The organism is Pseudothauera nasutitermitis (genome assembly GCF_004801295.1).
Lineage (GTDB): Bacteria > Pseudomonadota > Gammaproteobacteria > Burkholderiales > Rhodocyclaceae > Pseudothauera > Pseudothauera nasutitermitis.
Map to the genome: position 1 here is coordinate 621,024 of NZ_SSOC01000001.1, position 22,861 is coordinate 643,884.

Annotated in this window: 24 protein-coding genes; 15 read left to right on the forward strand and 9 right to left on the reverse strand. The window is 69.0% G+C overall.

Features of this window, described 5'->3' with window-relative positions; genetic code table 11:
- Positions 1-50: 50 nt before the first annotated feature.
- From E6C76_RS02900 to E6C76_RS02960, 13 genes are all read left to right on the forward strand, one after another.
- Positions 51-362, forward strand: a complete 312-nt coding sequence (locus E6C76_RS02900; RefSeq protein ID WP_136346747.1) for a c-type cytochrome — start codon at positions 51-53, stop codon at positions 360-362.
- A gap of 52 nt (positions 363-414) precedes the next feature.
- The gene (locus E6C76_RS02905; protein WP_136346748.1) at positions 415-1,134 is read left to right on the forward strand and encodes a c-type cytochrome; all 720 of its coding nucleotides are present in this window, start codon (positions 415-417) and stop codon (positions 1,132-1,134) included.
- 101 nt (positions 1,135-1,235) lie between these two features.
- On the forward strand, positions 1,236-2,213 hold the full coding sequence (locus tag E6C76_RS02910) for a hypothetical protein (protein WP_136346749.1): 978 nt from the start codon (positions 1,236-1,238) through the stop codon (positions 2,211-2,213).
- 3 nt (positions 2,214-2,216) lie between these two features.
- Entirely contained in the window at positions 2,217-3,578 is a 1,362-nt protein-coding gene (nosD, locus tag E6C76_RS02915; RefSeq protein WP_230976142.1) for a nitrous oxide reductase family maturation protein NosD, read from the forward strand.
- Positions 3,575-4,435 carry a 4Fe-4S dicluster domain-containing protein gene (locus E6C76_RS02920; protein WP_136346750.1) on the forward strand — a complete coding sequence of 287 codons (861 nt, stop codon included), beginning with the start codon at positions 3,575-3,577 and terminating at the stop codon, positions 4,433-4,435. Before nosD (E6C76_RS02915) ends, E6C76_RS02920 begins: the two co-directional genes overlap by 4 nt.
- A 3-nt stretch (positions 4,436-4,438) precedes the next feature.
- Positions 4,439-5,404 carry a NapH/MauN family ferredoxin-type protein gene (locus E6C76_RS02925; RefSeq protein WP_136346751.1) on the forward strand — a complete coding sequence of 322 codons (966 nt, stop codon included), beginning with the start codon at positions 4,439-4,441 and terminating at the stop codon, positions 5,402-5,404.
- 16 nt (positions 5,405-5,420) lie between these two features.
- Entirely contained in the window at positions 5,421-6,272 is an 852-nt protein-coding gene (locus E6C76_RS02930) for an ABC transporter ATP-binding protein (protein ID WP_136346752.1), read from the forward strand.
- 2 nt (positions 6,273-6,274) lie between these two features.
- Complete coding sequence (locus E6C76_RS02935) at positions 6,275-6,799, forward strand: hypothetical protein (RefSeq protein ID WP_136346753.1); 525 nt, start codon at positions 6,275-6,277, stop codon at positions 6,797-6,799.
- The gene (locus tag E6C76_RS02940; protein WP_136346754.1) at positions 6,800-7,627 is read left to right on the forward strand and encodes an ABC transporter permease; all 828 of its coding nucleotides are present in this window, start codon (positions 6,800-6,802) and stop codon (positions 7,625-7,627) included. It abuts the gene before it with no gap.
- Positions 7,628-7,635: 8 nt separating this feature from the next.
- Positions 7,636-8,118, forward strand: coding sequence for a TlpA family protein disulfide reductase (locus tag E6C76_RS02945; protein ID WP_136346755.1), 483 nt, complete (start codon positions 7,636-7,638; stop codon positions 8,116-8,118).
- A complete protein-coding gene (locus E6C76_RS02950; protein WP_136346756.1) occupies positions 8,115-8,840 on the forward strand; it encodes a class I SAM-dependent methyltransferase in 726 nt (241 codons plus the stop codon). Before E6C76_RS02945 ends, E6C76_RS02950 begins: the two co-directional genes overlap by 4 nt.
- Positions 8,810-9,745 (forward strand): 1,4-dihydroxy-2-naphthoate octaprenyltransferase, encoded by a 936-nt coding sequence (menA, locus tag E6C76_RS02955; RefSeq protein ID WP_136346757.1) that lies wholly within the window; start codon positions 8,810-8,812, stop codon positions 9,743-9,745. Before E6C76_RS02950 ends, menA begins: the two co-directional genes overlap by 31 nt.
- Positions 9,746-9,757: 12 nt before the next feature.
- Complete coding sequence (locus E6C76_RS02960; protein ID WP_136346758.1) at positions 9,758-10,633, forward strand: bile acid:sodium symporter family protein; 876 nt, start codon at positions 9,758-9,760, stop codon at positions 10,631-10,633.
- A 2-nt stretch (positions 10,634-10,635) separates the two neighbouring features.
- On the opposite strand, the gene nosD (E6C76_RS02965) is transcribed toward E6C76_RS02960, so the two are convergent.
- From nosD (E6C76_RS02965) to E6C76_RS03005, 9 genes are all read right to left on the reverse strand, one after another.
- Positions 10,636-11,841, reverse strand: a complete 1,206-nt coding sequence (gene nosD, locus E6C76_RS02965) for a nitrous oxide reductase family maturation protein NosD (RefSeq protein ID WP_230976143.1) — start codon at positions 11,839-11,841, stop codon at positions 10,636-10,638.
- Between the two features lie 98 nt (positions 11,842-11,939).
- Positions 11,940-12,878, reverse strand: a complete 939-nt coding sequence (locus tag E6C76_RS02970) for an AraC family transcriptional regulator (RefSeq protein ID WP_136346760.1) — start codon at positions 12,876-12,878, stop codon at positions 11,940-11,942.
- A gap of 127 nt (positions 12,879-13,005) precedes the next feature.
- Positions 13,006-13,980 carry a hydroxyacid dehydrogenase gene (locus E6C76_RS02975; RefSeq protein ID WP_136346761.1) on the reverse strand — a complete coding sequence of 325 codons (975 nt, stop codon included), beginning with the start codon at positions 13,978-13,980 and terminating at the stop codon, positions 13,006-13,008.
- 10 nt (positions 13,981-13,990) lie between these two features.
- Positions 13,991-15,004, reverse strand: coding sequence for a D-cysteate sulfo-lyase (gene cuyA, locus E6C76_RS02980; protein ID WP_136346762.1), 1,014 nt, complete (start codon positions 15,002-15,004; stop codon positions 13,991-13,993).
- A gap of 22 nt (positions 15,005-15,026) precedes the next feature.
- On the reverse strand, positions 15,027-15,785 hold the full coding sequence (gene cuyB / locus E6C76_RS02985) for a cysteate racemase (RefSeq protein ID WP_211090084.1): 759 nt from the start codon (positions 15,783-15,785) through the stop codon (positions 15,027-15,029).
- The gene (locus E6C76_RS02990; RefSeq protein WP_136346763.1) at positions 15,782-16,663 is read right to left on the reverse strand and encodes an ABC transporter permease; all 882 of its coding nucleotides are present in this window, start codon (positions 16,661-16,663) and stop codon (positions 15,782-15,784) included. The genes cuyB and E6C76_RS02990 overlap by 4 nt, the downstream gene beginning before the upstream one ends.
- A gap of 109 nt (positions 16,664-16,772) precedes the next feature.
- Entirely contained in the window at positions 16,773-17,720 is a 948-nt protein-coding gene (locus tag E6C76_RS02995) for an ABC transporter ATP-binding protein (RefSeq protein ID WP_136346764.1), read from the reverse strand.
- A gap of 3 nt (positions 17,721-17,723) precedes the next feature.
- Positions 17,724-18,758 (reverse strand): ABC transporter substrate-binding protein, encoded by a 1,035-nt coding sequence (locus E6C76_RS03000; RefSeq protein ID WP_136346765.1) that lies wholly within the window; start codon positions 18,756-18,758, stop codon positions 17,724-17,726.
- Between the two features lie 117 nt (positions 18,759-18,875).
- On the reverse strand, positions 18,876-19,682 hold the full coding sequence (locus tag E6C76_RS03005) for a class II glutamine amidotransferase (RefSeq protein ID WP_136346766.1): 807 nt from the start codon (positions 19,680-19,682) through the stop codon (positions 18,876-18,878).
- Positions 19,683-20,178: 496 nt separating this feature from the next.
- Between E6C76_RS03005 and E6C76_RS03010 the strand changes: the two genes are divergently transcribed.
- Both E6C76_RS03010 and E6C76_RS03015 read left to right on the forward strand, forming a co-directional pair.
- Entirely contained in the window at positions 20,179-21,108 is a 930-nt protein-coding gene (locus tag E6C76_RS03010) for a family 2A encapsulin nanocompartment shell protein (protein WP_136346767.1), read from the forward strand.
- Complete coding sequence (locus E6C76_RS03015) at positions 21,083-22,831, forward strand: family 2A encapsulin nanocompartment cargo protein cysteine desulfurase (protein ID WP_136346768.1); 1,749 nt, start codon at positions 21,083-21,085, stop codon at positions 22,829-22,831. Before E6C76_RS03010 ends, E6C76_RS03015 begins: the two co-directional genes overlap by 26 nt.
- Positions 22,832-22,861 lie beyond the last annotated feature (30 nt).

The window sequence follows — 22,861 nt, forward strand, 5'->3', positions numbered from 1 at the left end:
CGGGGCCTTCGGGACCCCGCCGGTTCCACCCCACACGGACAAGGAAACCCATGAAACGACAACTCATCCTCGCGCTCGGCCCGCTGCTCGTCTGCTCGGCGGCCGTCGCCGCGCCCGATGGCGCCAAGCTGTACGTCGAGAAGACCTGTGTGGCCTGTCACGGCCCCAAGGGCGACAAGCCGCTGCTGCCGAGCTATCCGCGCATCGCCGGACAGAACGCGGCCTACGCCGAGCAGCAGATGAAGGACATCAAGAGCGGTGCGCGCAACAACGGGCAGGCCGTGGCCATGCAGGGCGTCATGCACCTCGTCGATGACGAAGAGATCAAGGCGCTGGCCGTCTACCTGGAAAGCCTGAGGTGAACCGTTCCGGCCCCGGCGCGCCGCACACCACCCATAAAGAGAGGAAACCGAAATGAAAGCATCCGTTCTGTTGATCGCCCTGCTGGGTGCCAGCGTCGCAATGGCCGCGCCGCCCGCGCCGAAGAAGGAGGGCATCGAAAGCCAGGACTACACCTGGAACGCCCAGGAAGGCGAAAAGATGGAGGCGCTCAAGCTCAAGGGCGACAAGGTCGCCGGCGAAGAAGCCTATGAAGTGTGCGGCGCCTGTCACCTGCCCTCCGGCGCGGGGCGGCCGGACGGCACCTTCCCGCAGCTCGCCGGCCAGCACACCACCGTGCTGATCAAGCAGATGGCCGACATCCGCGCCGGCCTGCGCGACAACCCGACCATGTACCCGTTCGCGGTCACGCTGGTCGATCCGCAGGAACTCGCCGACGTCTCGGCCTACATCGAGAACCTGTGCATTCCGGTGGACCACGGCAAGTACGAAGGGCCCGACGCGGCCATCCAGGTCGCCAAGGGCAAGGAACTCTACGAAAAGCAATGCCTGGAGTGCCACGGCAAGAACGGCGAGGGCGACAAGGAGCAGTTCTACCCGGTGATCGCCGGCCAGCACTACAAGTACCTGCTGCGCCAGATGACCGAGATCCGCGACGGCCACCGGCGCAACGCCAACCCGGACATGGTGAAGGTCATCAAGCCCTACACCGACGAACAGCTGGTGGCCATTTCAGCCTACCAGGCGAGCCTGAAGATGCCGGGTGCGATGTGCGAGCCCAAGGCCGCCAAGTAACCTGCTTCGCATAGAAGAATCGGTGCCCCGTCCGCGTTGCGGGCGGGCGTGGCGCCGGACAGCAGCAAGGCCGTCACGTCCCATTTCCGAGAGAGAAGCAGATGGACAAGCAGAACAGAATCGTCGGCGGGCTGGCCATGATCGCCCTGGTCGCCCTGGTCGCCGCCTACTTTTCGCCGATCTGGTGGGTGTCGCTCACCGCGCCCAACTATCCCGAGGATGCCTTCCCCGACGGCATCCGCATCCATTTCCACTTCGACGGCGTGTACAACGGCTGCAAGGCGGCGGGCAAGGGCACGCGCATGGCCGACGAGATCATCCAGAAGGACCTCTCCCACGAGGATGAACGCTGGAACCCCATCCTGGACGCGCAGAAGAACGTGGACCACGGCGCCGAGGGGCTGGACTGCGTACATGAGATGAACACCATCAACCACTACGTCGGCATGTTCCCCATCGACACCGGCGCGCCGGTGGAAAAACCGCTGGCGAAGTTCTTCTTCGGCTTCTTCGCCACCATGATCGTGGCCTTCGCGGTGCCGCGCAAACGCGCCCGGCTGATCGTGCTGGCCACCGGCTTCGCCGCCGTGGCGGTATGGATGATCGGCGACCAGTTCGCGCTGGGCCGGCTGGAGGCCCACGTGCAGCACTACGTCAAGGAGGCCGGCACCTTCTTCAAGGAGCCCGAGCGCATCCAGGGCTGGGGCAACAACGTGCGGCTGATCTCGCAGATCGTCATCGTCGCGCTGATCGCGGTGATGGGCGGGGTGATCGCGGGCGTCGTGCGGCTGCGCAGCTTCCAGCTGCTGCTGGCCCTAGTGCCGGCGCTGCTGCCGCTGTTCTTCCTGGTCACCTACTCGGGCTGGCTGTGGTTCTTCGGCCACAACCTGCACCCCTGGGGCGCGTTCACGGTGAAACCCTTCATGCCCACGGTGTTCGGCGAGGGCAAGGTGGCGCAGTTTTCCACCTACTCCTATCCGTACTGGGGCTACGCGCTGCTCATGCTGATCTTCGTCTGCCTGATGCTGGCGCTGCTGATCCGCCGCAAGCAACTGCGCGAGCACGCGGAGATGGAGTAGAGCGTGCCTGGCCTGCCAAAGCGTCTGCGCACCGGGCTGGCCGCCGCGCTGGTGCTGGCCTGCGCGCAGGCCGGCGCCGAAGCGGAGGCACCGGGCGCCAACGCCGATTTCAGCACCGCGCCGCGGGTCACCATCGACCGCCCCAAACCGATCTACATGCTGATCGAGCGCGACCCGCGCATCTACGGCCTGAAGCCCTTCCAGGATCTCGTCGATGCCGCGGCGCCGGGCGCGGTGCTGCGCCCGCCGCCCGGCGCCTACGCCGGCCCGGTGACCATCGACAAGCCGCTGACCATCGACGGCGGCGGCCAGGTGAGCATCGACGCCGGCGGCAAGGGCACGGTGATGGTGCTCAACGCCGACGGCGCCGTGCTGCGCGGCCTGCACCTGACCGGCTCGGGCGACTCCCACGACACCGACGATTCCTGCCTGGACGTGCGCGGCCACCACAACGTGATCGAGAACCTGGAGATCGACGACTGCCTGTTCGGCATCGATCTCAAGCAGTCCAACCACAGCGTGGTGCGCGGCAACCGCGTGCGCTCCAAGGACCTGGAACTGGGCGTGCGCGGCGACGGCCTGCGCCTGTGGTACAGCCACGACAACCTGATCGAAGGCAACGAGGTGATCGATTCGCGCGACATGGTGGCCTGGTATTCGCACCGCAACGTGTTCCGCGACAACCTCGGGCGGCGCAGCCGCTATTCCATCCACTTCATGTTCGCCCACGACAACCTGGTGGAAAACAACCGCTTCCAAGACAACGCGGTGGGCGTGTACTTCATGTACACCCAGGGCGGCGCGGCGCGCGGCAACCTCATCTCGCACGCCACCGGCGCCACCGGCATGGGGGTCGGCTTCAAGGAGGCTTCCGGCACGGTGATCGAGAACAACGAGATCATCTACTGCGCCATCGGCGTGGGCTCCGACCTGTCGCCCTTCGAGCCGGACACCACCATCGAACTGCGCGGCAACCGCTTCGCCTACAACGGCATCGCCGTGCAGTTCAACTCGGAGACCGGCGGCAACAACCTGCGCGACAACGTCTTCGAGGGCAACCTCACCCAGGTGAGCTACGGCGGGCGCAGCGACAACCCGGAAAAGAACTTCTGGGAAGGCAACTACTGGGACGACTACCAGGGCTTCGACCGCGACCACGACGGCTACGGCGACCAGCCCCACGAAATCCGCGCCTACGCCGACCAGATCTGGATGGAATTCCCCGTGGCGCGCTTCTTCCGCAGCGCGCCGGTGCTGGAGCTGCTGGATTTCCTGGAGCGCCTGGCGCCGTTCTCCACCCCCGACCTCATCCTGCGCGACGCCAGGCCGCGCTTCGTCAAACCCCAACGGGAGAGTTTGCTGTGAGCGCTCCTGATACCAACGACAAGGCCGCCCCGAAGCGGCCGCCCGTATCCCTCGAAAAGGCGCGCAAGGCGCGCCGCAAGTTCATCCGCTCGGCGGGGCTGACCGCCGGCGTGATCGGCCTTTCGCTGCTCGGCTACATCCCCGTGCTCGACGCGCGCGCGCCGCGCCTGCGCCCGCCGGGCGCGCTCGACGAGGCGGATTTCCTCGCCTCCTGCATCAAGTGCGGCCAGTGCGTGCAGGTCTGCCCGGTGAGCGCGATCCGCCTCGGCGACCTGACCGATGGCTTCGGCATCGGCGTGCCCTACATCGACGCCCGCGAACAGGCCTGTGATTTCTCCTGCGACGCGGTGCAGTGCATCCTCGCCTGTCCCACCGGCGCGCTCACCTACACCAAGCCGGACTTCCTGCCGGTGCGCCACGGCGCCGCGCTCGCCCAGGCGCCGGTGCTGAAGGCCAAGGCGCAAGACCCGGAACCCACCCTCAACCTCAAGGAACGCTTCGGCCTGGCGCGCCTGGCGCGCCCGGAAGCCTGTCTGGCGGTACAGGGCAGGGGGTTCTCCGGGCAGGCGCGCGGGCCGGCCTTCAAGGGGCGCATGCGCTACGTGGAGGTGGACCGCTGGCAGCCCATCGCGCTGCGCGACCACCCCTACGAACGCGAGCTGTGCGACCTGTGCGTCACCGAATGCCCGATCGAAAACGCCATCGCCATGGAATCCTTCACCGGCGCGGACGGCGTCGCCCGTTTCCGCCCGGTGGTGGGCGAGCAGTGCGTGGGCTGCGGGGTGTGCGAGATGGTCTGTCCGGCCGAACCCGCCGCCATCGTGGTCGATGCGCAGGCCGTGTGGAAGGAGGGCTGAGCCATGGGCCGTTTCGCCGATCTCTTCCTGGGCATGCTGGGCGCCGAACCGAAGAAGCCGGAAAAGGTTTCCGAGGACGTGCGCCGCATCATGATCGTCAAGTACGAGGACAAGGAGCGCTACATCAAGGAGAAGCTGCACGCGCGCGCCCACCACCACCCCAGCCACGTCTGGCGCAACCGGCGCTGGGCGGTGCTGCTGGCGGTGAACCTGTTGTTCGTCGTGTCCTTCTGGCTGGACATCCAGATCCTCGAAGGCGCGCTGACCGCCTCGCGCTTCGTCGGCTTCCACATGGTGGACCTGAACTCCGCGCTGCACGTGATGCTGGCCCACAAGCACATCATCGTGAACCTGTTCATCGGCACCTTCACCGTGTTCCTGCTGTGGGTGATGCTGGGCGGGCGCACGTTCTGCTCCTGGGTGTGCCCCTACCATCTGGTCGCGGAACTCACCGAGAAAATCCACCTGGCGCTGGTCAAACGCAAGTGGGTCACCGACCACGAATTCCATCGCGGCACGCGCACGGTGTTCTGGGCGCTGTTCGCGGTAATGTCCTTCGTGACCGGCTACACCATCTTCGAGACCCTGTCGCCCACCGGCATCCTGTCGCGCGCGCTGATCTACGGGCCGGGGCTGGCGCTGGGCTGGGTGTTCCTGCTGCTGCTCTTCGAGGTGTTCTGGTCGCGCCGCGCCTGGTGCCGCTACATCTGCCCGATCGGCCTGACCTACGGGGTGGTGGGCGCCATCTCGCCGCTGCGGGTGAGCTACCGCGTCGAACACTGCTTCCACGAGGGCGACTGCCGCAAGGTGTGCCTGGTGCCCCACGTGCTGGACGTCACCATCAAGGGGCGCGCCAGCGAGGCCAGCATGGGCCTGGGCCCGGACTGCACGCGCTGCGGCCTGTGCGTGGATGCCTGTCCCACCGGCGCGCTGCGCTATGAAGTCAAAGGGCTGTCGCAACTGCTCTGACCTGGACCGTATTGCCATGATCCTGCTCGAAAACCTCACCAAGACCTTCCGCCGCGCGCCGGTGCTCAACGGCATCGACCTCGCCGTCGGCCTGGGCGAGCGCGTCGCGCTGATCGGCTCCAACGGCGCCGGCAAGACCACCCTGATCCGCTGCCTGCTGGGCGAATACGCCTGCGAGGGCCGGGTGCGCATCGACGGCCTCGACCCGCGCCGGCAGCGCACCGCGGTGCTCGGCCAGATCGGCTTCGTGCCGCAGCTGCCGCCGCCGCTGCGCATGCCGGTGGGGCCGCTGATCGAATTCTCCGCCGCCCTGTGCGGCACCGACCCGGCGCGCATCGCTGCGGTCGCCGGCCGCCTCGGGCTGGACGTGGCGGCGATCCGCGCGCGTCCGTTCGTGCGCCTGTCCGGGGGCATGAAGCAGAAGCTGCTGATCGCCATTGCCCTGGGCCGCGACGCGCGCCTGCTCATCATGGACGAGCCGGCGGCCAACCTCGACCCCGAGGCGCGCAAGATCTTCTTCGACCTGCTCGCCGAGCGCCTGGCGGACGCCACCATGATCATCTCCAGCCACCGCCTGGACGAGGTGTCCGCGCTGGTCAACCGCGTGGTGGAGATGGACACCGGCCGCGTGGTGCTCGACGACAAGGTGGCCGAGGACGTTGCGCTGACCAGCAGACTGGTCTGCCGGATCGCGCTGAAGCGCTTCGAGCCGGCCTTCGCCAAGGCGCTGGACGGCTGGAACTTCGCCGCCGACGCCGGGCAACTGGTCTGGCGGGGCAGCATCGCCGGCGCGGACCGCCTGCGCTTCCTCGGCATCCTCTCGCGCTACACCGGCCTGGTGAGCGATCTTTCGCTGATGGAGTCCTGACCATGTGCGATGCCCATACAACATGCCACGGTGACGCCTTCCGCCCGCCGCGCCGCGACTTCCTCCTGCGCGCCGGCGCCGCGCCGCTGCTGCTCGGCCCGCTCGCCGGCCTGCTCGCCGGCTGCGGCAAGGACGGCGACTGGCCCGAGGGCATGGCGCCGATCCGCTGGGACCGCGACACCTGCGCGCGCTGCAACATGGTGATCTCCGACCGCCGCTTCGCCGCCCAGCTGCGCGGCGGCGCGGCCGGCACCGCGTTCAAGTTCGACGACCTCGGCTGCCTGCTGTTCTGGATGCAGGAAAAGGCGCAGGCCCATCCATGGATGGGCGAGGCCGCCACCCGCCTGTGGGTGGCCGACTTCACCAGCCCCAGCCGCGAGGCCATGCGCTGGCTGGACCCGCGCCAGGCCCAGTACGTGGAACGCAGCTCGCCGATGGGCTACAACTTCGCCGCGCTGGCGGCGGTAGAGGAACAGGCCATCGGTTTCGAAGAAATGCGCCGGCGCACGCTGGCAAAGGGGAAGTGAATGAAGCAATTGTTCCTCACCGCCCGGCTGGACATCGTCGAATCGCTGCGCGCGCGCTGGTTCCAGATCTACACCCTGGTGTTCGGCGGCATCGTCGCGCTGCTGTTCGTCTTCGGGCTCACCGAATCGCGCGTACTGGGCTTCATCGGGCTGTCGCGCCTGCTGGTCACCTACATCCAGCTCACCATGGCGATCCTGCCCATCTTCGTGCTCATCACCACCGTGCGCTCGGTGGCCGGCGACCGCGAGGCGGGGGTGTTCGAATACCTGCTGGCCCTGCCGGTGTCGCTGGGCGCCTGGTTCTGGGGCAAGATCCTCGGCCGCTACGTGGTGGTGTTCGCCCCGGTGTTCCTCGCCATGCTGGGCGCGGTGATCTGGGGGCACGTGGACGGCATCGAGATTCCCTGGAGCATGTTCGCCTATTACACCGCGCTGCTCGCGGCCATGGCGCTGTGCTTCCTCGGCCTGGGCATGTTCATCTCCGCGCTCGCGCGCACCACCGACATGGCCCAGGGCGCGGCCTTCCTGGTGTGGCTGGCGCTGCTGCTGTTCCTCGACCTGATCCTGCTCGGGGTGATGATCCAGGGCCGCATCGACCCCGAACTGGCGGTCACCATCGCCCTGGCCAACCCGCTGCAGGTGTTCCGCACCGCCGCGCTGGCGATGTTCGACCCGCAGTTGGTGGTGCTCGGCCCGGCCGCCTACGTGATTCTCGACCTGTTCGGCACGGCGGGCTTCCAGTTCTTCGCGCTGGCCTATCCGGCCGCGCTGGGCATGGGCGCGGCGCTGTGCGGCTACTGGCTTTTCCGCCGGGGGGACCTGCTGTGAAACGCTTCATGGGAAGGGTGCTGCTGTGCTGCGCCGTGGCCTTCGCCCCGAACGCGGGCGCGGCCGGCGTGGATTCGCTGTTCGCCGCCACGCTGGTGGGCACGGACGGCGGCGAAATGGCGCTGGCCGACTACCGGGGCAAGCCGCTGGTGGTCAACTTCTGGGCGCGCTGGTGCGTGCCGTGCCGCACCGAACTGCCGGAACTGGCCGCCTTGCAGGCCGAGTATGCCGAACGCGGGCTGACCGTGCTGGGCATCGCGGTGGAGGACGACCCGGCGGCGGTGCGCGAATTCCTCGCCGCCTACGGGGTGAAATACCCGGTGGGGCTGGGGCGCAGCAAGGCCATCTGGCTGATGCAGACGCTGGGCAATACGGGCTCCGGCATGCCGTTCACCCTGGTCATCGACCGCCACGGCGAAATCGTCCTGCGCAAGCTGGGGCTGTTCCACAAGGCGGACTTCGAGGCGGTCGCCGGGAGCCTGCTGGAGTGACCGCCGAGACCCCGGATTCGGCCCGCTTCGGCCGCTTCGCGGTGTCGCCCGAGGAGCGCCGCCGGCGCATCCGCGCGCTGTTCGAGGCCGTCGCGCCGCGCTACGACCTGATGAACGACCTGATGAGCTTCGGCATCCACCGCCTGTGGAAGCGCACCCTGGCGCGGCGCTGCGCCGGGCAGGGCGGGGTGGTGGTGGACCTGGCCGGCGGCACCGGCGACCTGGCCAGGCTGCTGTGCGCGGAAGGGCGCACGGTGATCGTCTGCGATCCGTCGTGGGGAATGATGGCCGTGGGCCGGCGGCGCGGCGTGCCCGCCGCGTGGAGCGCGGGCGAGGCCGAGCGCATGCCCTTCGCCAGCGCCAGCGTGGACCTGCTGACCATCTCCTTCGGCCTGCGCAACGCCACCGAGATCGGCGCGGCGCTCGCCGAAATCCACCGCGTGCTGAAGCCCGGCGGGCGCTTCGTGTGCCTGGAATTCTCCCGCCCGGCCTGGTGGCTGGCGCCGTTCTACGACCTATACTCGCGTCTGGTCATCCCGCGCCTGGGCGCCCTGGTGGCGCGCAACCCGGGGGCCTACGACTACCTCGTCGAATCCATCCGGCGCTTTCCCGACCAACCGACCCTGGCCGCGACCCTCTCGGCGGCGGGCTTCGAGTCGGTGTGCTGGGAAAACCTCTCCTTCGGAATCGCATGCATACACTACGCCAGACGTTCCCCCTGAGCCGCTCCTCGCCGCAGCGCCATGCCGCGCCGCGCGTCTGGTGGGCCGCCATCCGCCCGCGCACGCTGGGCATCGCGGTGGCCCCGGTGATGGTGGGCACGGCGCTCGCCGTGGCCGACGGCGCGGCGCTCGACTGGCTGGTGCTGCTGGCCGCGCTGGGCAGCGCGGTGCTGATCCAGATCGGCACCAACCTCTACAACGACGCGGCCGATTTCGAGCGCGGCACCGACGGGCCGCGCCGCGTGGGGCCGCTGCGGGTCACCGCGGCCGGGCTGGCGAGCGCCACGGCGGTCAAGCGCGGCGCGTGGCTGTCGTTCGCCGCCGCGCTGGCGCTGGGCGGCTATCTGGTGGCGGTGGGCGGCCCGTTCATCCTCGCCATCGGCATCGCCTCGCTGCTGGCCGGCTGGGCCTATTCGGGCGGGCCCCGGCCGATCTCGCACACGCCGCTGGGCGAATGCTTCGTGCTGGTGTTCTTCGGCGTGTTGGCGGTGTGCGGCAGCCACTGGTTGCAGGCCCAGGCGCTCTCGGCCGCCGCGGTGGTGGCGGGGCTGGCGGCCGGCGCGCCAGCCGCCGCCGTGCTGCTGGTGAACAATTACCGTGATCTCGATACCGATCTGCTGAGCGGGCGGCGCACGCTGGCCGCGCTGCTGGGCCGCGTCGGCTGCCTGCGCGCCTATGGGCTGCTGGTGCTGCTGCCGCTGCCGCTGCTCGGCGTGCTGGCGCTCGCCGGCCATCCCGGCGCGCTGCTCGGCCTGCTGTGCGCCCCGGCGCTGCTGCGTCTGGCCGGGCGTTTCCGCGCCGCGTCCGGGCCGGGCTTCAACGCCGTGCTCACCGATACCGCGCGCCAGGGCAGCCTGCTGGGGCTGTCCATGGCCGCCGGCCTGCTGTTGCAGAGCGTGCTCTGAACGTTGCCCGTCATGCTGGCCGAGATGCTGCTGCCCGCCGCGCTGGCGTTCATCATGTTCTCGGTGGGGTTGTCGCTGCGCACGGCGGATTTCCGCCTGGTCTTCGCGCGGCCGGCGGCGCTGGCCGCCGGGCTGGCCGGGCAGTTGCTGCTGATGCCCCTGGTGGCCTTCGCGGTGGTCCTGCTCACTGGTATGCCGGATGAACTCGCGGTCGGCCTGATGATCCTCGCCGCCTGCCCGGGCGGCGCCAGCTCAGCCTTCCTGACCCGGCTGGCGCGCGGCAACGCCGCGCTCTCGCTGTCCATCACCGTCCTCAGCAGCCTCGCGGCGCTGCTCACCTTTCCGCTGCTGGTCAAGCTGGTGTTCGTGCATCTTGCCGGGGGCGCCTTCGCCGAGGGCACCCGCCACCTCGGCGCCTTGCCGATGGAGCGGCTGGTGGGCAGCGTGCTGGCGGTCAGCACCCTGCCCACCGCGCTCGGGGTGCTGCTGCGGCACTGGAGCGGGCCGTGTGCGGCGGCGCTGGAGCGGGTGGTCGGCCGGGTGGCGCTGGTGTTCTTCGCCGCCATCGTGCTGGGCACCTTTCTGGCCCACAGCGAGACGATCCTCGCCAGCCTTGCGACGCTGGGGCCGGCCGCGCTGCTGCTCAACGTGCTGGCGATGGCGGGCGGCTACATGCTGGTGGCGGCGGTGGGCGCCGGGCGCCGCGACGCCGTGGCCGGGGCGATGGAGTGCGGCTTGCAGAACGCCGGCCTGGGCATCTTCGTCGCCATCACCCTGTTGCAGCGTCCGCCGATGGCCGCGCCCAGCGTGGTGTATGCGCTGATGATGAACGTCGGCGCGCTGGCGCTGGTGTATCTGGCGCGCACCCGCCTGCTGCGAGGGCTGTAGCGTTACAGCATGCGCGGCGCGGTGTCGCGCAGGATCAGGTTGGGGGCGGAGAAGGGCGCCAGGCGTTCGAGGAAGTCGAGCAGTTCGAGCACCGGCGAGCTGCGGAAGAAGGTGGCCTGCGGGGTTTCCAGCCAGATGCGGTCGGCGTAGGTGTAGATTTCGTGGGGCCGGTCGCCGCGCCCGTCGCCGTCCAGATCGAAGCCCTCGTAGTTGTCCCAGGCGTTGCCCCACCAGGTGTCGTTGAGCGGGTCGCCGTCACCGACGATGGTGACCGGCCACAGGTTGCCGCGGAAGGTGTTGTCCACCGCGATGTGGCCGCCGCGCACGCCGTAGAAGTGGATGCCGGTGACGTTGTGGGCGATCAGGTTGCCGGCGAACACCACGCGGTTGAGCGGATTGGTGGGTGAATCGGCCATGATGCCGTGGGCGCAGTGCACGATTTCGTTGTCCTGGACCAGCGCGGCGGAAATCTCCTTCAGCGCGATGCATGCGCCCCCGGCCTCGACGGCGTGCAGGATGTGGTTGCGGCGCACCAGCAGCCCATCGGAGTTGAGCGCCACGACGCCGGCCGAGTTGTGTTCGAACAGATTGTCCTGCACGAGGCTGCGGTGGGCGAAGAGGAAGTTCAGCGCGCGCCGGCTCTCGCGCACGGTGTTGCCGCTGAAGCGGTTGCGCGGCGAGTTGCTCACCGTGAGATCGCGCACCCGCGCGATGTCGTTGCCCTCGATGCGGTTGTGTGTGCTGTACCACAGGCGCAGGCCGTCGCCCCGGTCGGCCGGGTCGGCGCCGCGCGAGCGGATGCGGTTGCCGCGTACCGTGCTGTGGTGGGTGTTGTGCAGGGAGATGCCGAAGAGGACGTCCTCGATCACGTTGTCCTCGATCAGCAGGGCGCGCCCTTCGGCCATGATGCCGCCGTCGAGGGCGTCGTGGGAATCGCCGCTGCCACGGATGGTCAGGCCGCGCAGGGTGACGCCGTCGGCGCGCACGGTGAGCACGGTGCCCCGCCCGCCGCCATCGATGACCGCTTCGTGGTTGCCGTCGAGGACGAGGGGCTTGTCGATGGTCGCCGGGCCGGCATACAGGCCTGCGGGCAGGCGCAGCACGCTGCCGGCGGGCACCGCGTCGATCCAGGCTTGCAGGGACTGGCCCGCGAGGGCGGCGCCGGTGCCGGACAGACAGGCCAGCAGGAAGAGGAGAGTGCGCAACATGGTACCTGTCATTGTCGCGCCAGGAGCCCCGCAGGCTTTCGATCTGGATCAAGCCTTGGGGATTCTTCCGGCCGCTTCGGCGTTCGCCGTCTGGCGTTTCAGTGCGAAAGCAGCGCGGCGGATCTGGCGGGGGCGTTTCTGCGCGTGCGCTGGTAGGCGCCGGGCTGTTCGCCGATCACCTTCTTGAACGCGCGGGTGAACGCGGCCTGGGAGTGGTAGCCGACGTGTTCGGCGGCGCGCAGCACGCTGTCGCCCCCACGCAGGCGATGCGCGGCGATGCGCATGCGCAGGCCGAGCAGGAACTGCGCGGGCGGCTGGCCGCAGGTGTCCAGGAAGTGCTTGAAGAAGCTGGCGCGCGACATGTTGGCGATGCGCGCCATGTCTTCCACCGACCAGTCGCGCCCCGGTTCGCGCAGCAGGCGCTCCACCAGCGGGGCGAACTGCGGCTTGCGCCACACCGCCCACAGGCCGGCCTCGATGTCCTGGTGATGGGCGAGTTCGCGCACCAGGTAGAAGAACAGCAGTTCGGTGAGGCGTTCGATCAGCGGCGAGGCGGCCTCGCCATCGCGCTCGGCCTCGGTCAGCAGCAGGTCGAACAAGGGCGCGACGGCCGCCAGCGCGGGGTTGCCGGCGCGCAGCAGCAGGCAGTCCGGGAAGGCGGCGGTGAGCAGGTCGCCCGGCAGCGCGCGGAAATCGAAGAAGCCGCAGGCCAGCGTGGTGCCGCCGACCATGGGCGGCTGCGCGGGCAGCATGGCGCGCGGCCCGCAGGCCGGGCCGGGGTCGCGCTGGGCGGTCAGCGAGTGGGGCAGGTCGCGCAGCAGGAACACCGCCTCGCGCGGGCCGAGCTGCAGGGATTCGGCACCTTCGCGGTGCAGCCAGCAGTGCCCGCGCAGCACCAGATGGAAGCTGGCGCGCGCCCGTCCGGCGGTGGAGGCCCGCCAGTCGCTGCCGCAGTACTGGCCCACGTGGAACACCGAGGCCCGGGGCTCCAGGCCGCTGACCAGCCAGTCGACGATGCGGTCGGTATCGGCGTGCATGGGGATCGCCTCTGCAGGGAAACGCACCGATTGTCCGGTGCCGCCGCCGGCCGGCGAACCAAGAAAAACGGCAGAGCTTTTCCGTTTTCCCGCTGCAGGCGCCGGAAGGCGCAGGCCGTGCCCGTGCTCAGTGCGGCCCGCTCCGGCCCAGGATGTCCAGCACCTGTTCGGCCACCAAGGTGCTGACCCTGACATTGGCTTCGCGGCTCAGGCCGGCGACGTGCGGCGTCAGCCAGACGTTTCTCAGGTTGGCGAGCGGGCTGCCGGCGGGTAACGGTTCCTGCCCGAACACGTCGATGGCGGCGCCGCTCAGATGGCCGCTGCGCAGAGCCCCGGCCAGTGCGGTTTCGTCCACGATGCCGCCGCGCGCGGTGTTGATGAATACCGCGCCGGGACGGATGCGGGCCAGGGTGGCTGCGTCGAACAGGCCGCGCGTGCTTTCGTTCAGGGGCACATGCAGCGAGACCGCATGCGAGCGTTCAAGCAATGCTTCCAGACTGACGCCCTCTACCCCGCTGCGTTGCCAGAACTCGGGGGTGTGAGCCGGATCGGTGGCGATCACGTGCAGGCCGATGGCCTGCGCCAGGCGTGCGGTGAGCTGGCCGATGTTGCCGAATCCGACCAGTCCCAGCGTCTTGCCATCGGCTTCCTGCCCATCGATGAGCGCGGTGCGGGGCCACGTTCCCGCCGCCATGTCGGCGCCCACGGCAGGATTGTGGAGCCCGCGCAGGGTGACCAGGACGGCGGTGAGCGCGTATTCGGCCACGGCCCGGGCGTTCGCGCCACGGGCTGGGCAAACGGCGATGCGGCGTTCGGCTGCGGCCTCCAGGTCGATGTTGTCCAGGCCGACGCCGAGGCGGCCGATCACCTTGAGTCGGGGGGCCGCGTCCAGCAGGGCACGGGTGACCTGGGTGCGGTTGCGCACGATCAGGCCCTGTGCCTGGCCGAGCAGGTCGGCGAGTTTTCCCGGTTGCCCGGCGAGGTCGGGATCATGGTGGACGTCGTGATGCGCGCGCAGGGCGTCCACGGCGGGGGTGTCCATGAATTCGCTGATGACGATGCGCACGGGTGCAGTGGATGGGGGTGGAGAGGCCGGGGGCATGGCGGGTTTTCTAAGCTGCGGCGTGCAGCGGATCGAAGGTGTCGCGGTAGCCGAACAGGCCCACGGCGCCGCCGGTATGCACGAACACCACGTTCTCGTCCTGGCGGAAATGCCCCTTGCGGATCAGGTCGAGCAGGCCGGCGAAGCCCTTGCCGGAGTACACCGGGTCGAGCAGGATGCCTTCGGTGCGCGCGAGCAGGGTCAGGGCCTCGACCATCTCCGGGGTGGGTCGGCCGTAGCCGGCGCCCACGTAGTCGCTGTTGGCGCGTACCGCCTCGCGCGGCAGCGGTGCGGAAACGCCCAGGTGCTGCAGCGTGCGGCTGGCCAGTTGCCACACCTTGTCTTCCTGCGCCGCACGTTCGGCGCGCACGCTGATGCCCAGCACCGGCACGCCGCTGTGGCTGCCCTGGAAGCCGGCCACCAGGCCGGCCTGGGTGCCGGTGCTGCCGGTGGCGTGCACCACGTGATGCACCACGATGCCGGCCGCGTCGGCCTGCTGCAGGATTTCCTGCGCGCTCGCCACGTAGCCCAGCGCGCCGATGTGGTTGGAGCCGCCGCCCGGAATGGCGTAGGCCTTTTCGCCCTGTTCGCGCAGCCGCGCGGCGTACTGTTCGACCTCCGCGTTCATGTCCAGCCCGGCCGGGCGGTGTTCCAGCCGCGCGCCGAACAGGCGGTCGAGGAACACGTTGCCGCTGTTGCGGTATTCCACGCTGCCGTCGGCGATGCGCGCTTCCAGCAGGGCGGTGCATTGCAGCCCCAGGCGGGCCGCGGCGGCGGCAGTCTGGCGCACGTGGTTGGATTGCGTGGCGCCGTGGGTGACGATGTGCGTGGCGCCCTGGGCCAGGGCGTCGCCGAGCAGGAATTCCAGTTTGCGCGTCTTGTTGCCGCCGGTGGCCAGCCCGGTGCAGTCGTCGCGTTTGATGTACAGGCGCGGGCCGCCGAGCTGTTCGGTGAGCCGGGGCAGGAATTCCAGCGGCGTGGGGGCGTGGACCAGGCGGACGCGGGGGAAGCGGGCGAGATGCATGAAAACTCCGGGCAATGAACGGTCAGGTGGTGGTGCGTGGTTGTTGCTGCCACCAGCGCACGCAGGCGCGTGCCAGGGCGCGGGTGGCGTCGATTTGCGCGGGCAGGCCAGCGGGGTCCAGGCGGGCGAGAGCGGGCGGCACTTCGGTGCAGGCCAGCAGCAGGCGTTCCGCGCCGCGTTCGGCGAGGCGGGCGGCGGCCTCGCCGAGCAGGCGGGCGCCGCGCTCCAGGTCGCCGGCCTTCACGGCGTAGCAGCCCGGGGTGAACCAGGCGTCGAATTCGTCGTCGCGGTTGTGCAGCACCTCGATGCCGCGCGCGCCCAGGCGCTGCTGGTAGAAGCCGGCACGCAGCGTGCCTTGCGTGGCGAGCAGGCCCACCCGGGCGGGGGCCGGGCCATCGGCCAGCCCATCGGACAGTACCTCGGCGACGGCGTCGGCGATGTGGATCAGCGGCGCGCGGCTGTGCGCCGCCAGCGTGTCGAACCAGATGTGCGCGGTATTGCACGGCATGGCGATACAGCCCGCGCCGATGGCGTTGAGGCGGGCGATGCCGGCGTGCATCGCGGGCAGCGGCGAAGGGCCGTCGCCGGCGACGAAGCGCTGGCGGTCGGGAATCTGCGCGACGTTGTGGGCGACCACCGGCACGTGGTCCTGGTCGATGCCCGCCGGGGTTTCCTCGATGATCTTGGCGAGCAGATCCACGGTGGCCAGCGGCCCCATGCCGCCGAGCACGCCGACGAAGGGGCCGAGGACCGCGCTGGCGTCTGCGTGCATGCTGCTCATGCCTGGCGCTGCATGCCCCAGCGCCGCACCGTGAAGCGTTCGAGCACGTTGAACACCAGGTTCTCGACGATGAGGCCGATGAGGATCACCGCGACCAGGCCGGCGAACACGCGGTCGGTGTACAACTCGTTGCGGTTCTGGAAGATGTACCAGCCCAGGCCGCCCTGGCCGGAGGAAGCGCCGAACACCAGCTCCGCGGCGATCAGCGTGCGCCAGGCGAAGGCCCAGCCGATGCGCAGGCCGGCGAGGATGGACGGCAGCGCCGCCGGCACCAGGATCTGCAGCACGTAGCGCAGCCCGCTCAGGCCGTAGTTGCGCCCGCCCATGCGCAGGGTTTCCGAGACGCCGAGAAAGCCGGAGTAGGTATTGACGGCCAGCGCCCACAGCACCGAGTGCACCAGCACGAAGATCAGGCTGCCTTCGCCCAGGCCGAACCACAGCAGGGCCAGCGGAAGCAGCGCGATGGCCGGCAGCGGGTTGAACATGGCGGTGAGCGTGGACAGCAGGTCGCGCCCCAGTTGGGTGGAGACGGCCAGCGTGGTCAGCACGAAGGCCGCGACGATGCCGATCAGATAGCCCTTGGTCAGCACCAGCAGCGAGCGCCCGGCGCGGTCGAACAGCTCGCCGCTGACCAGGCCGTCGAAGAAGGCGGCGGCGGTCTGCAGGAAGCTGGGCAGCAGCAGATCGTTGTTCTGCCAGCGTGCGGCGATTTCCCACAGCAGCGCGAGCACGGCGAGCACCAGCGCCTTGCGCAGCCAGCCCTGCTGCCACAGGCGCTGGTGCAGGCGCAGGGGGATCTCGGCGGGCAGATCGTCGAGCGGTTCCAGCGGGCGTTCGTATTCCGGGCGCCGCGCCAGTGCGGTGGTCGGGGTGGTCATGTCGGAGACTCCGTGGCTAGGGTCTGTTGCCCATGAAGCGCATCGCAACAGGCCCTAGATCTGCGCCCGGTTGGGCGGTGGCGCGACCGCCGGGGATAGTGTGCCTGCCCTAAAGTGCAAAGCGCAGATCGGTGGGCGAGAGCAGCTGCGCAGGGTCGGCGCGCCCCGGTGGCGGCGCGTCGGGGAACAGCAGGTGGTGGATGCGCTGCACGGTGTTCTGGAAGCGTTCGCTGCCCAGCCCGGCGAGGTCGAAATCGGCGGTGTCCAGTTCGGCGCGCACGCGTCCCGGGTGCGGGGAAAGCAGCAGCACGCGGTTGCCGACGATCACCGCTTCCTCGATGGAATGGGTGACGAACAGCAGGGTGAAGCGCACGTCGTCCCACAGCGCCAGCAGTTCTTCCTGCATCTTGCGGCGGGTCAGCGCGTCGAGCGCGGCGAACGGCTCGTCCATCAGCAGGATCTTGGGCTGCATGGCCAGCGCGCGGGCAATCGCCACGCGCTGCTTCATGCCGCCGGACAGGGTATGCGGGTAGGCTTCGGCGAAGGCTGCCAGACCCACCTTGTCCAGATAGTGCAGCGCGCGCTCGGCGGCTTCCCTGCGTCCCAGCGTGCGCGAGGCGAGCAGCGGGAACATCACGTTCTGCTTCACCGTCTTCCAGGGCGGGAGCTGGTCGAACTCCTGGAACACCACGATGCGGTCCGGGCCGGGGCCGCGTACCCGTTGGCCGTCGAGCAGGATTTCGCCGTCACGCGGACGCAGAAAGCCGGCCACCGCCTTGAGCAGCGTGGATTTGCCGCAGCCCGAGGGGCCGAGCAGCACGAAGCGGTCCGCCGGCAGCACGTCGAAGCTGACCTTGTGGGTGGCGCGCACCACGCTCTGCGCGGTGCGGTACTCCAGTCCCACGTTGTCGACGTGCAGCAGCGGGGCCGGCGCGCTGCCCGCCTCGGCGGCAGGGGGAGGGGCCGCCTGCAGGGCCGCGCGCCGGCCGGTGTCCGCGGCGGCAGCCGGCGGCGCGTCGACGGCGGAAGCCGTCGCGCGCAATTGCCGTGCACTCATCGTTCAGCTGCCGGACGCGGTCAGCGGATCGTCGAAGAAGTAGTCCTTCCACGACGCCGGCTTGTTCTTGATGGCGCCCACGTCGAAGAGGAATTCGGCCAGCTTGTAGGTGTTGCTCGGCGCGGTGTTGAAGCGGATCTCGGGGTTTTCCAGGATGCGGATGAGGAAATCGCGATCGATCTTGGCGCCGGTGACACGGATGTAGGTGTCGGCCGCCGCCGCCTTGTTGGCGGCGATGAACTCGGAGGCTTCCTTCAGCGCCGCCTGGAAGGCCGCGTAGGTTTTCGGGTTTTCCTGGCGGAATTTCTCGGTGGCGTACAGCGCGGTGGGCGAGTTGGGACCCAGCACGTCATAGGAATTGAGCACCACGCGCACGTTGGGGTTCTCCAGCGCCTGGTACTGGAACGGCGGATTGGAGAAATGCGCAGTCAGTTCGGTGCCGCCCGAGATCAGCGCGGCGGTGGCGTCCGGGTGCGGAATCGCCACGCTGAACTTGTCGAGGCGGTTGAACTGGTCCTTGCCCCACTTCTGCGCCACGGCATATTGCAGGAAGCGCGACTGTACCGACACGCCGACGGCCGGCAGCGCGATGCGGTCCTTGTCGCTGAAGTCCTCGATGCTCTTGACGTTCGGGTTGTTGGTCAGCAGGTAGTAGGGGAATTCACCCAGCGAGGCCACGCCGCGCACGTTCTGGCGGTCCTTGGTGCGGTCCCAGATGGTCAGCAGCGGGCCGATGCCGGCACCGGCGATGTCGATGTTGCCGGACAGCAGGGCATCGTTGATCGCCGCGCCGCCGGACAGGCGGGCCCATTCCACCTGGATGTCCACCCCGGCGGACTTGCCGTGCTTCTCGATCAGGTTCTGATCGCGCACCACGTTGAGCAGCAGGTAGACGATGCCGAACTGTTCGGCGATGCGGATCTTGCCTTCGGCATGCGCGGGCGCGGCCACGCCCAGCGTGCCGGCGGCGATGCCGAAGCTGAGGCCAAGGGCGCCGAGCAGGCGGCCGAACTTGCGGGAAAGGATGGGGGCTTGCATGGGACACGGACTCCAGGGGAACAAGGTCCGGCCGATTGTAGGAATGCGGAATAATGCATTCCAGCAATTAAAAAATATTTTGTTATATGTAGAAATGATTTTTTCGCATATGCCCGCTCAAACCGCGAGCAGCAAGGGGGCGCGCTTTTCCACACCCTGCGGCAGATCGCGGCCATCGCGGAAGTAGCGCAATTCGCCAGGCTGCAGCGCTTGCCAGGACTCGTCCTCGGTCAATGGGGCGGTGGCCACCAGGCACATGCGGTCGTCCAGATGATTGTGGTGGCCGAGTTCCACGGCAACGCCGTCATCGACCCGGCGCGCGCGGCTGAAGGGGTAGCCGCGCTCCAGCACGTGCAGGGTGGTGGAGCAGTGGGCGAACAGCCCGGCGCCGTCGGAGAGCAGGAAATTGAAACTGCCGCAGGCGGAAATTTCGCGCGCCAGCTCGGCCAGCGCGGCATACAGCGCGGCGGGTTGCGGGGCGCGGTGGCCGAACTGGCGCACCAGCGTTTCCAGCAGGTAGCAGAACGCGTGTTCGCTGTCGGTGGTGCCCACCGGAGTGAAGCGCCCGCGCAGCGGCAGGTGCGGATCCTTCAGGTTGCCGTTGTGGGCGAAGGCCCACTGGCGGCCCCACAGTTCGCGCACGAAGGGGTGGCAGTTCTCCAGCGCCACCGCGCCGCGCGTGGCCTTGCGCACGTGCGCGATGATGTTGCGAGAGCGCAGGGGCTGACGGTGCAGCCAGTCGGCCAGCGCGGAATCGGCGGAGGGCGCGGTTTCCACCAGCAGCCGGCAGGCGGGCCCGTCGAAATAGGCCGCGCCCCAGCCGTCGCTGTGCTCGCCGGTGCGTCCGCCACGGCACAGGAAGCCCGCCAGCGAGAAATGCAGGGAGGCGGGTTTGTTGGCGTTCATGCCGAGCAGCTGGCACATGGGGCTTGGTGTCCGGTGCGGGTGGGGATGACGCGGATTCTTGCGCGCGTGCGCGGCCAGGCCAACGAAGCAATCGCGCATTGGATATTCCGTGGGGCGAATTGCGTGTGTGCGCGGAGGCGGGCAGGGTGGCGGCGCGTCTTTGCGGCGGCGCGGCATTGCTTATCCGAAATCATTGGTTCGGCCGCCGGGGGTGGGCGCGGAATACTGCTGCGGACGTCTTCCTCCCCACGCGCAGCTGCGCGTGTTGTGTCCGGCGGCGGGGGCCGCCGGACTTTTTTCTACATGACGAAGTGTCGATTCCGCGATCGCGGAGGAGTGGACGGCTGGTTCGCGGAAATTTCCGATACAACAGAAGCGTATCTGCTAACGAAGATGAAAGCGCTTATAAAACATATGGATAAGCTTCACAGAAAAAATTCTTAGCCCTATCCTCGAACATGCATTCCGGCTGTGCCGGAAACCCGAACATCACTGACCGTAACGGAGCATCAACATGGCCAAGGAATCCCTGATCCATACCGCGCTGGGCGACGTCGCCGCCCGCCAGCTGGCGAACGCGACCAAGACCGTCCCGCAGATGTCCAGCATCACCCCGCGCTGGCTCACCCACCTGCTGCACTGGCTGCCCGTGGAGGCCGGCATCTACCGTGTGAACAAGGTCAAGGACGCCGATTCGGTGGAAGTGGACTGCTCCGGCCGCGACGAGCGCGAACTGCCGCAGACCTTCGTGGATTACGAGGAAAGCCCGCGCGAGTACATGCTGTCCGCGGTGAATACCGTGCTCGACGTGCATACCCGCGTGTCGGACCTCTACAGCAGCCCGCACAACCAGATCGCCGAGCAACTGCGCCTGACCATCGAGACCATCAAGGAGCGCCAGGAAAGCGAACTGATCAACAACAAGGAATACGGCCTGCTGGCCAACGTACACGCCAACCAGCGTCTGAAGACGCGCGGCGGCGCGCCCACCCCGGACGATCTGGACGAACTGCTGGTGCGCGTGTGGAAGGAACCCGGCTTCTTCCTGGCACACCCGCGCACCATCGCCGCCTTCGGCCGCGAATGTACCCGGCGCGGCGTGCCGCCCCCGACGGTGTCGCTGTTCGGCTCGCAGTTCATCACCTGGCGCGGCGTGCCGCTGATCCCGTCCGACAAGATCGGCATCGAGGACGGCAAGTCCAGCATCCTGCTGCTGCGCACCGGCGAGAGCCGCCAGGGCGTGGTCGGCCTGTACCAGCCCAACCTGCCGGGCGAACAAAGCCCCGGCCTGTCGGTGCGCTTCATGGGCATCAACGACCGCGCCATCGCCTCCTATCTGGTGTCGCTGTACTGCTCGCTGGCCGTGCTGACCGAAGATGCGCTGGCCGTGCTCGATGACGTGGAAGTGGGCAAGTACCATGCGTACGAACACACCTACGCCTGATCCGGCGGGCCTCGGCCTGCCCGATACGGCGACGCTGCAGCGCCTGGCCAACGAGTTCTTCGCCTCGTTGCCGGGCAGCCAGCAGGAAGCGCCGCGCGCGCCGCTGCCGGCGCCGGACCGCTTCGCCACCGCCTCGGCGGTGAGCGCCAGCCCCACCGGCACCGGCCAGGTGCCGGCGCTCGCGCCCGCCGCTGCTTCGCTGGCCTCGGCCGAACCCGCGCTGCCGCCCCTGCCGCACGACCCCAGCCTGCTGCACGGCAGCCGGCTGGTGCCGGGCGGGGTGGATCCAGTGCTGTTCGGCGTGCCCGGCGAACAGGAACTGCGCGGTCTGCTGGCGCCGTCCCTGCCGGCCTCGCCCAAGGGCGTGGAGCCGGCACGGGTGAGCAGCGCGCCGTCGTACTACTTCCTGGAAAGTGCGCGTTTCGGCGAACCGGGCATCCGCGTGCCCGGCTATGAGCATGACGCGGCCCAAGCGGTGCCGCAGGCCGCGCGTCCGCCGCTGGACGTGAACCTGATCCGGCGCGACTTCCCCATCCTCTCGGAACGGGTCAATGGCCGCCAGCTGGTCTGGCTGGACAACGCCGCCACCACCCAGAAGCCGCAGTCGGTGATCGACCGCATCAGTTACTTCTACGAGCACGAGAATTCCAACATCCACCGTGCCGCGCATGAGCTGGCGGCGCGCGCCACCGACGCCTACGAGGCCGCCCGCGAGAAGGTGCGCGGCTTCCTCAACGCGCGCTCGGTGAATGAAGTGGTGTTCGTGCGCGGCGCCACCGAGGCCATCAACCTGGTGGCGCAGAGCTGGGGGCGGGCCAACATCCGCGAGGGCGACGAAATCGTCGTCAGCCATCTGGAGCATCACGCCAACATCGTGCCGTGGAAGCATCTGGCGGACGAGAAGGGCGCCAAGCTGCGCGTGGCTCCGGTGGATGAAAGCGGCCAGATCATCCTGGACGAGTACGCCAGGCTGCTCGGCCCGCGCACCAGGCTGGTGGCCTTCACCCAGGTGTCGAACGCGCTGGGCACCATTACCCCGGCCAAGCGCATGGTGGAGCTGGCCCACGCGGCCGGCGCCACGGTGCTGGTCGATGGCGCGCAGTCGGTCTCGCACATGGCGGTGGACGTGCAGGATCTGGACGCGGACTTCTTCGTGTTCTCCGGGCACAAGGTGTTCGCGCCCACCGGCATCGGCGTGGTGTACGGCAAGGAAGCCATCCTCAACGCCACGCCGCCGTGGCAGGGCGGCGGCAACATGATCCGCGACGTCACCTTCGAGCACATCGAGTACCACGACGCACCGGGCCGCTTCGAAGCCGGCACCGGCAACATCGCCGATGCGGTGGGGCTGGGTGCGGCCATCGACTACGTCAGCGCGCTGGGCATGGACAACATCGCGCGCTACGAGCATGAGTTGCTGCTGTACGCCACCCGTCTGCTCAAGGACGTGCCGGGCCTCACCCTGGTGGGCACGGCGGCCGACAAGGCCAGCGTGCTGTCCTTCACCCTGGCCGGCTTCAAGACCGAGGACGTGGGCGCGGCGCTCAACAAGGAAGGCATCGCGGTGCGCTCCGGCCACCACTGCGCCCAGCCCATCCTGCGCCGTTTCGGCCTGGAAGCCACGGTGCGCCCGTCGCTGGCGTTCTACAACACCTGCGCGGACGTGGATGCGCTGGTGAGTGCGCTGTATCGTCTGGTGAGCGGGCGCCGGCCGATCTACTGAGCGGCCCCGGCGGCACAAGGGGGAGCAGGG

What these genes read in the sequence shown, in the direction of transcription:
- E6C76_RS02900 (WP_136346747.1), top strand. Translation starts at nt 51, where the DNA reads ATGAAACGACAACTCATCCTCGCGCTCGGCCCGCTGCTCGTCTGCTCG.
- E6C76_RS02905 (WP_136346748.1), top strand. Translation starts at nt 415, where the DNA reads ATGAAAGCATCCGTTCTGTTGATCGCCCTGCTGGGTGCCAGCGTCGCA.
- E6C76_RS02910 (WP_136346749.1), top strand. Translation starts at nt 1,236, where the DNA reads ATGGACAAGCAGAACAGAATCGTCGGCGGGCTGGCCATGATCGCCCTG.
- E6C76_RS02925 (WP_136346751.1), top strand. Translation starts at nt 4,439, where the DNA reads ATGGGCCGTTTCGCCGATCTCTTCCTGGGCATGCTGGGCGCCGAACCG.
- E6C76_RS02930 (WP_136346752.1), top strand. Translation starts at nt 5,421, where the DNA reads ATGATCCTGCTCGAAAACCTCACCAAGACCTTCCGCCGCGCGCCGGTG.
- E6C76_RS02935 (WP_136346753.1), top strand. Translation starts at nt 6,275, where the DNA reads ATGTGCGATGCCCATACAACATGCCACGGTGACGCCTTCCGCCCGCCG.
- E6C76_RS02940 (WP_136346754.1), top strand. Translation starts at nt 6,800, where the DNA reads ATGAAGCAATTGTTCCTCACCGCCCGGCTGGACATCGTCGAATCGCTG.
- E6C76_RS02945 (WP_136346755.1), top strand. Translation starts at nt 7,636, where the DNA reads ATGGGAAGGGTGCTGCTGTGCTGCGCCGTGGCCTTCGCCCCGAACGCG.
- menA (WP_136346757.1), top strand. Translation starts at nt 8,810, where the DNA reads ATGCATACACTACGCCAGACGTTCCCCCTGAGCCGCTCCTCGCCGCAG.
- E6C76_RS02960 (WP_136346758.1), top strand. Translation starts at nt 9,758, where the DNA reads ATGCTGGCCGAGATGCTGCTGCCCGCCGCGCTGGCGTTCATCATGTTC.
- nosD (WP_230976143.1), bottom strand. Translation starts at nt 11,841, where the DNA reads ATGTTGCGCACTCTCCTCTTCCTGCTGGCCTGTCTGTCCGGCACCGGC.
- E6C76_RS02970 (WP_136346760.1), bottom strand. Translation starts at nt 12,878, where the DNA reads ATGCACGCCGATACCGACCGCATCGTCGACTGGCTGGTCAGCGGCCTG.
- E6C76_RS02975 (WP_136346761.1), bottom strand. Translation starts at nt 13,980, where the DNA reads ATGCCCCCGGCCTCTCCACCCCCATCCACTGCACCCGTGCGCATCGTC.
- cuyA (WP_136346762.1), bottom strand. Translation starts at nt 15,004, where the DNA reads ATGCATCTCGCCCGCTTCCCCCGCGTCCGCCTGGTCCACGCCCCCACG.
- cuyB (WP_211090084.1), bottom strand. Translation starts at nt 15,785, where the DNA reads ATGAGCAGCATGCACGCAGACGCCAGCGCGGTCCTCGGCCCCTTCGTC.
- E6C76_RS02990 (WP_136346763.1), bottom strand. Translation starts at nt 16,663, where the DNA reads ATGACCACCCCGACCACCGCACTGGCGCGGCGCCCGGAATACGAACGC.
- E6C76_RS02995 (WP_136346764.1), bottom strand. Translation starts at nt 17,720, where the DNA reads ATGAGTGCACGGCAATTGCGCGCGACGGCTTCCGCCGTCGACGCGCCG.
- E6C76_RS03000 (WP_136346765.1), bottom strand. Translation starts at nt 18,758, where the DNA reads ATGCAAGCCCCCATCCTTTCCCGCAAGTTCGGCCGCCTGCTCGGCGCC.
- E6C76_RS03005 (WP_136346766.1), bottom strand. Translation starts at nt 19,682, where the DNA reads ATGTGCCAGCTGCTCGGCATGAACGCCAACAAACCCGCCTCCCTGCAT.
- E6C76_RS03010 (WP_136346767.1), top strand. Translation starts at nt 20,179, where the DNA reads ATGGCCAAGGAATCCCTGATCCATACCGCGCTGGGCGACGTCGCCGCC.
- E6C76_RS03015 (WP_136346768.1), top strand. Translation starts at nt 21,083, where the DNA reads ATGCGTACGAACACACCTACGCCTGATCCGGCGGGCCTCGGCCTGCCC.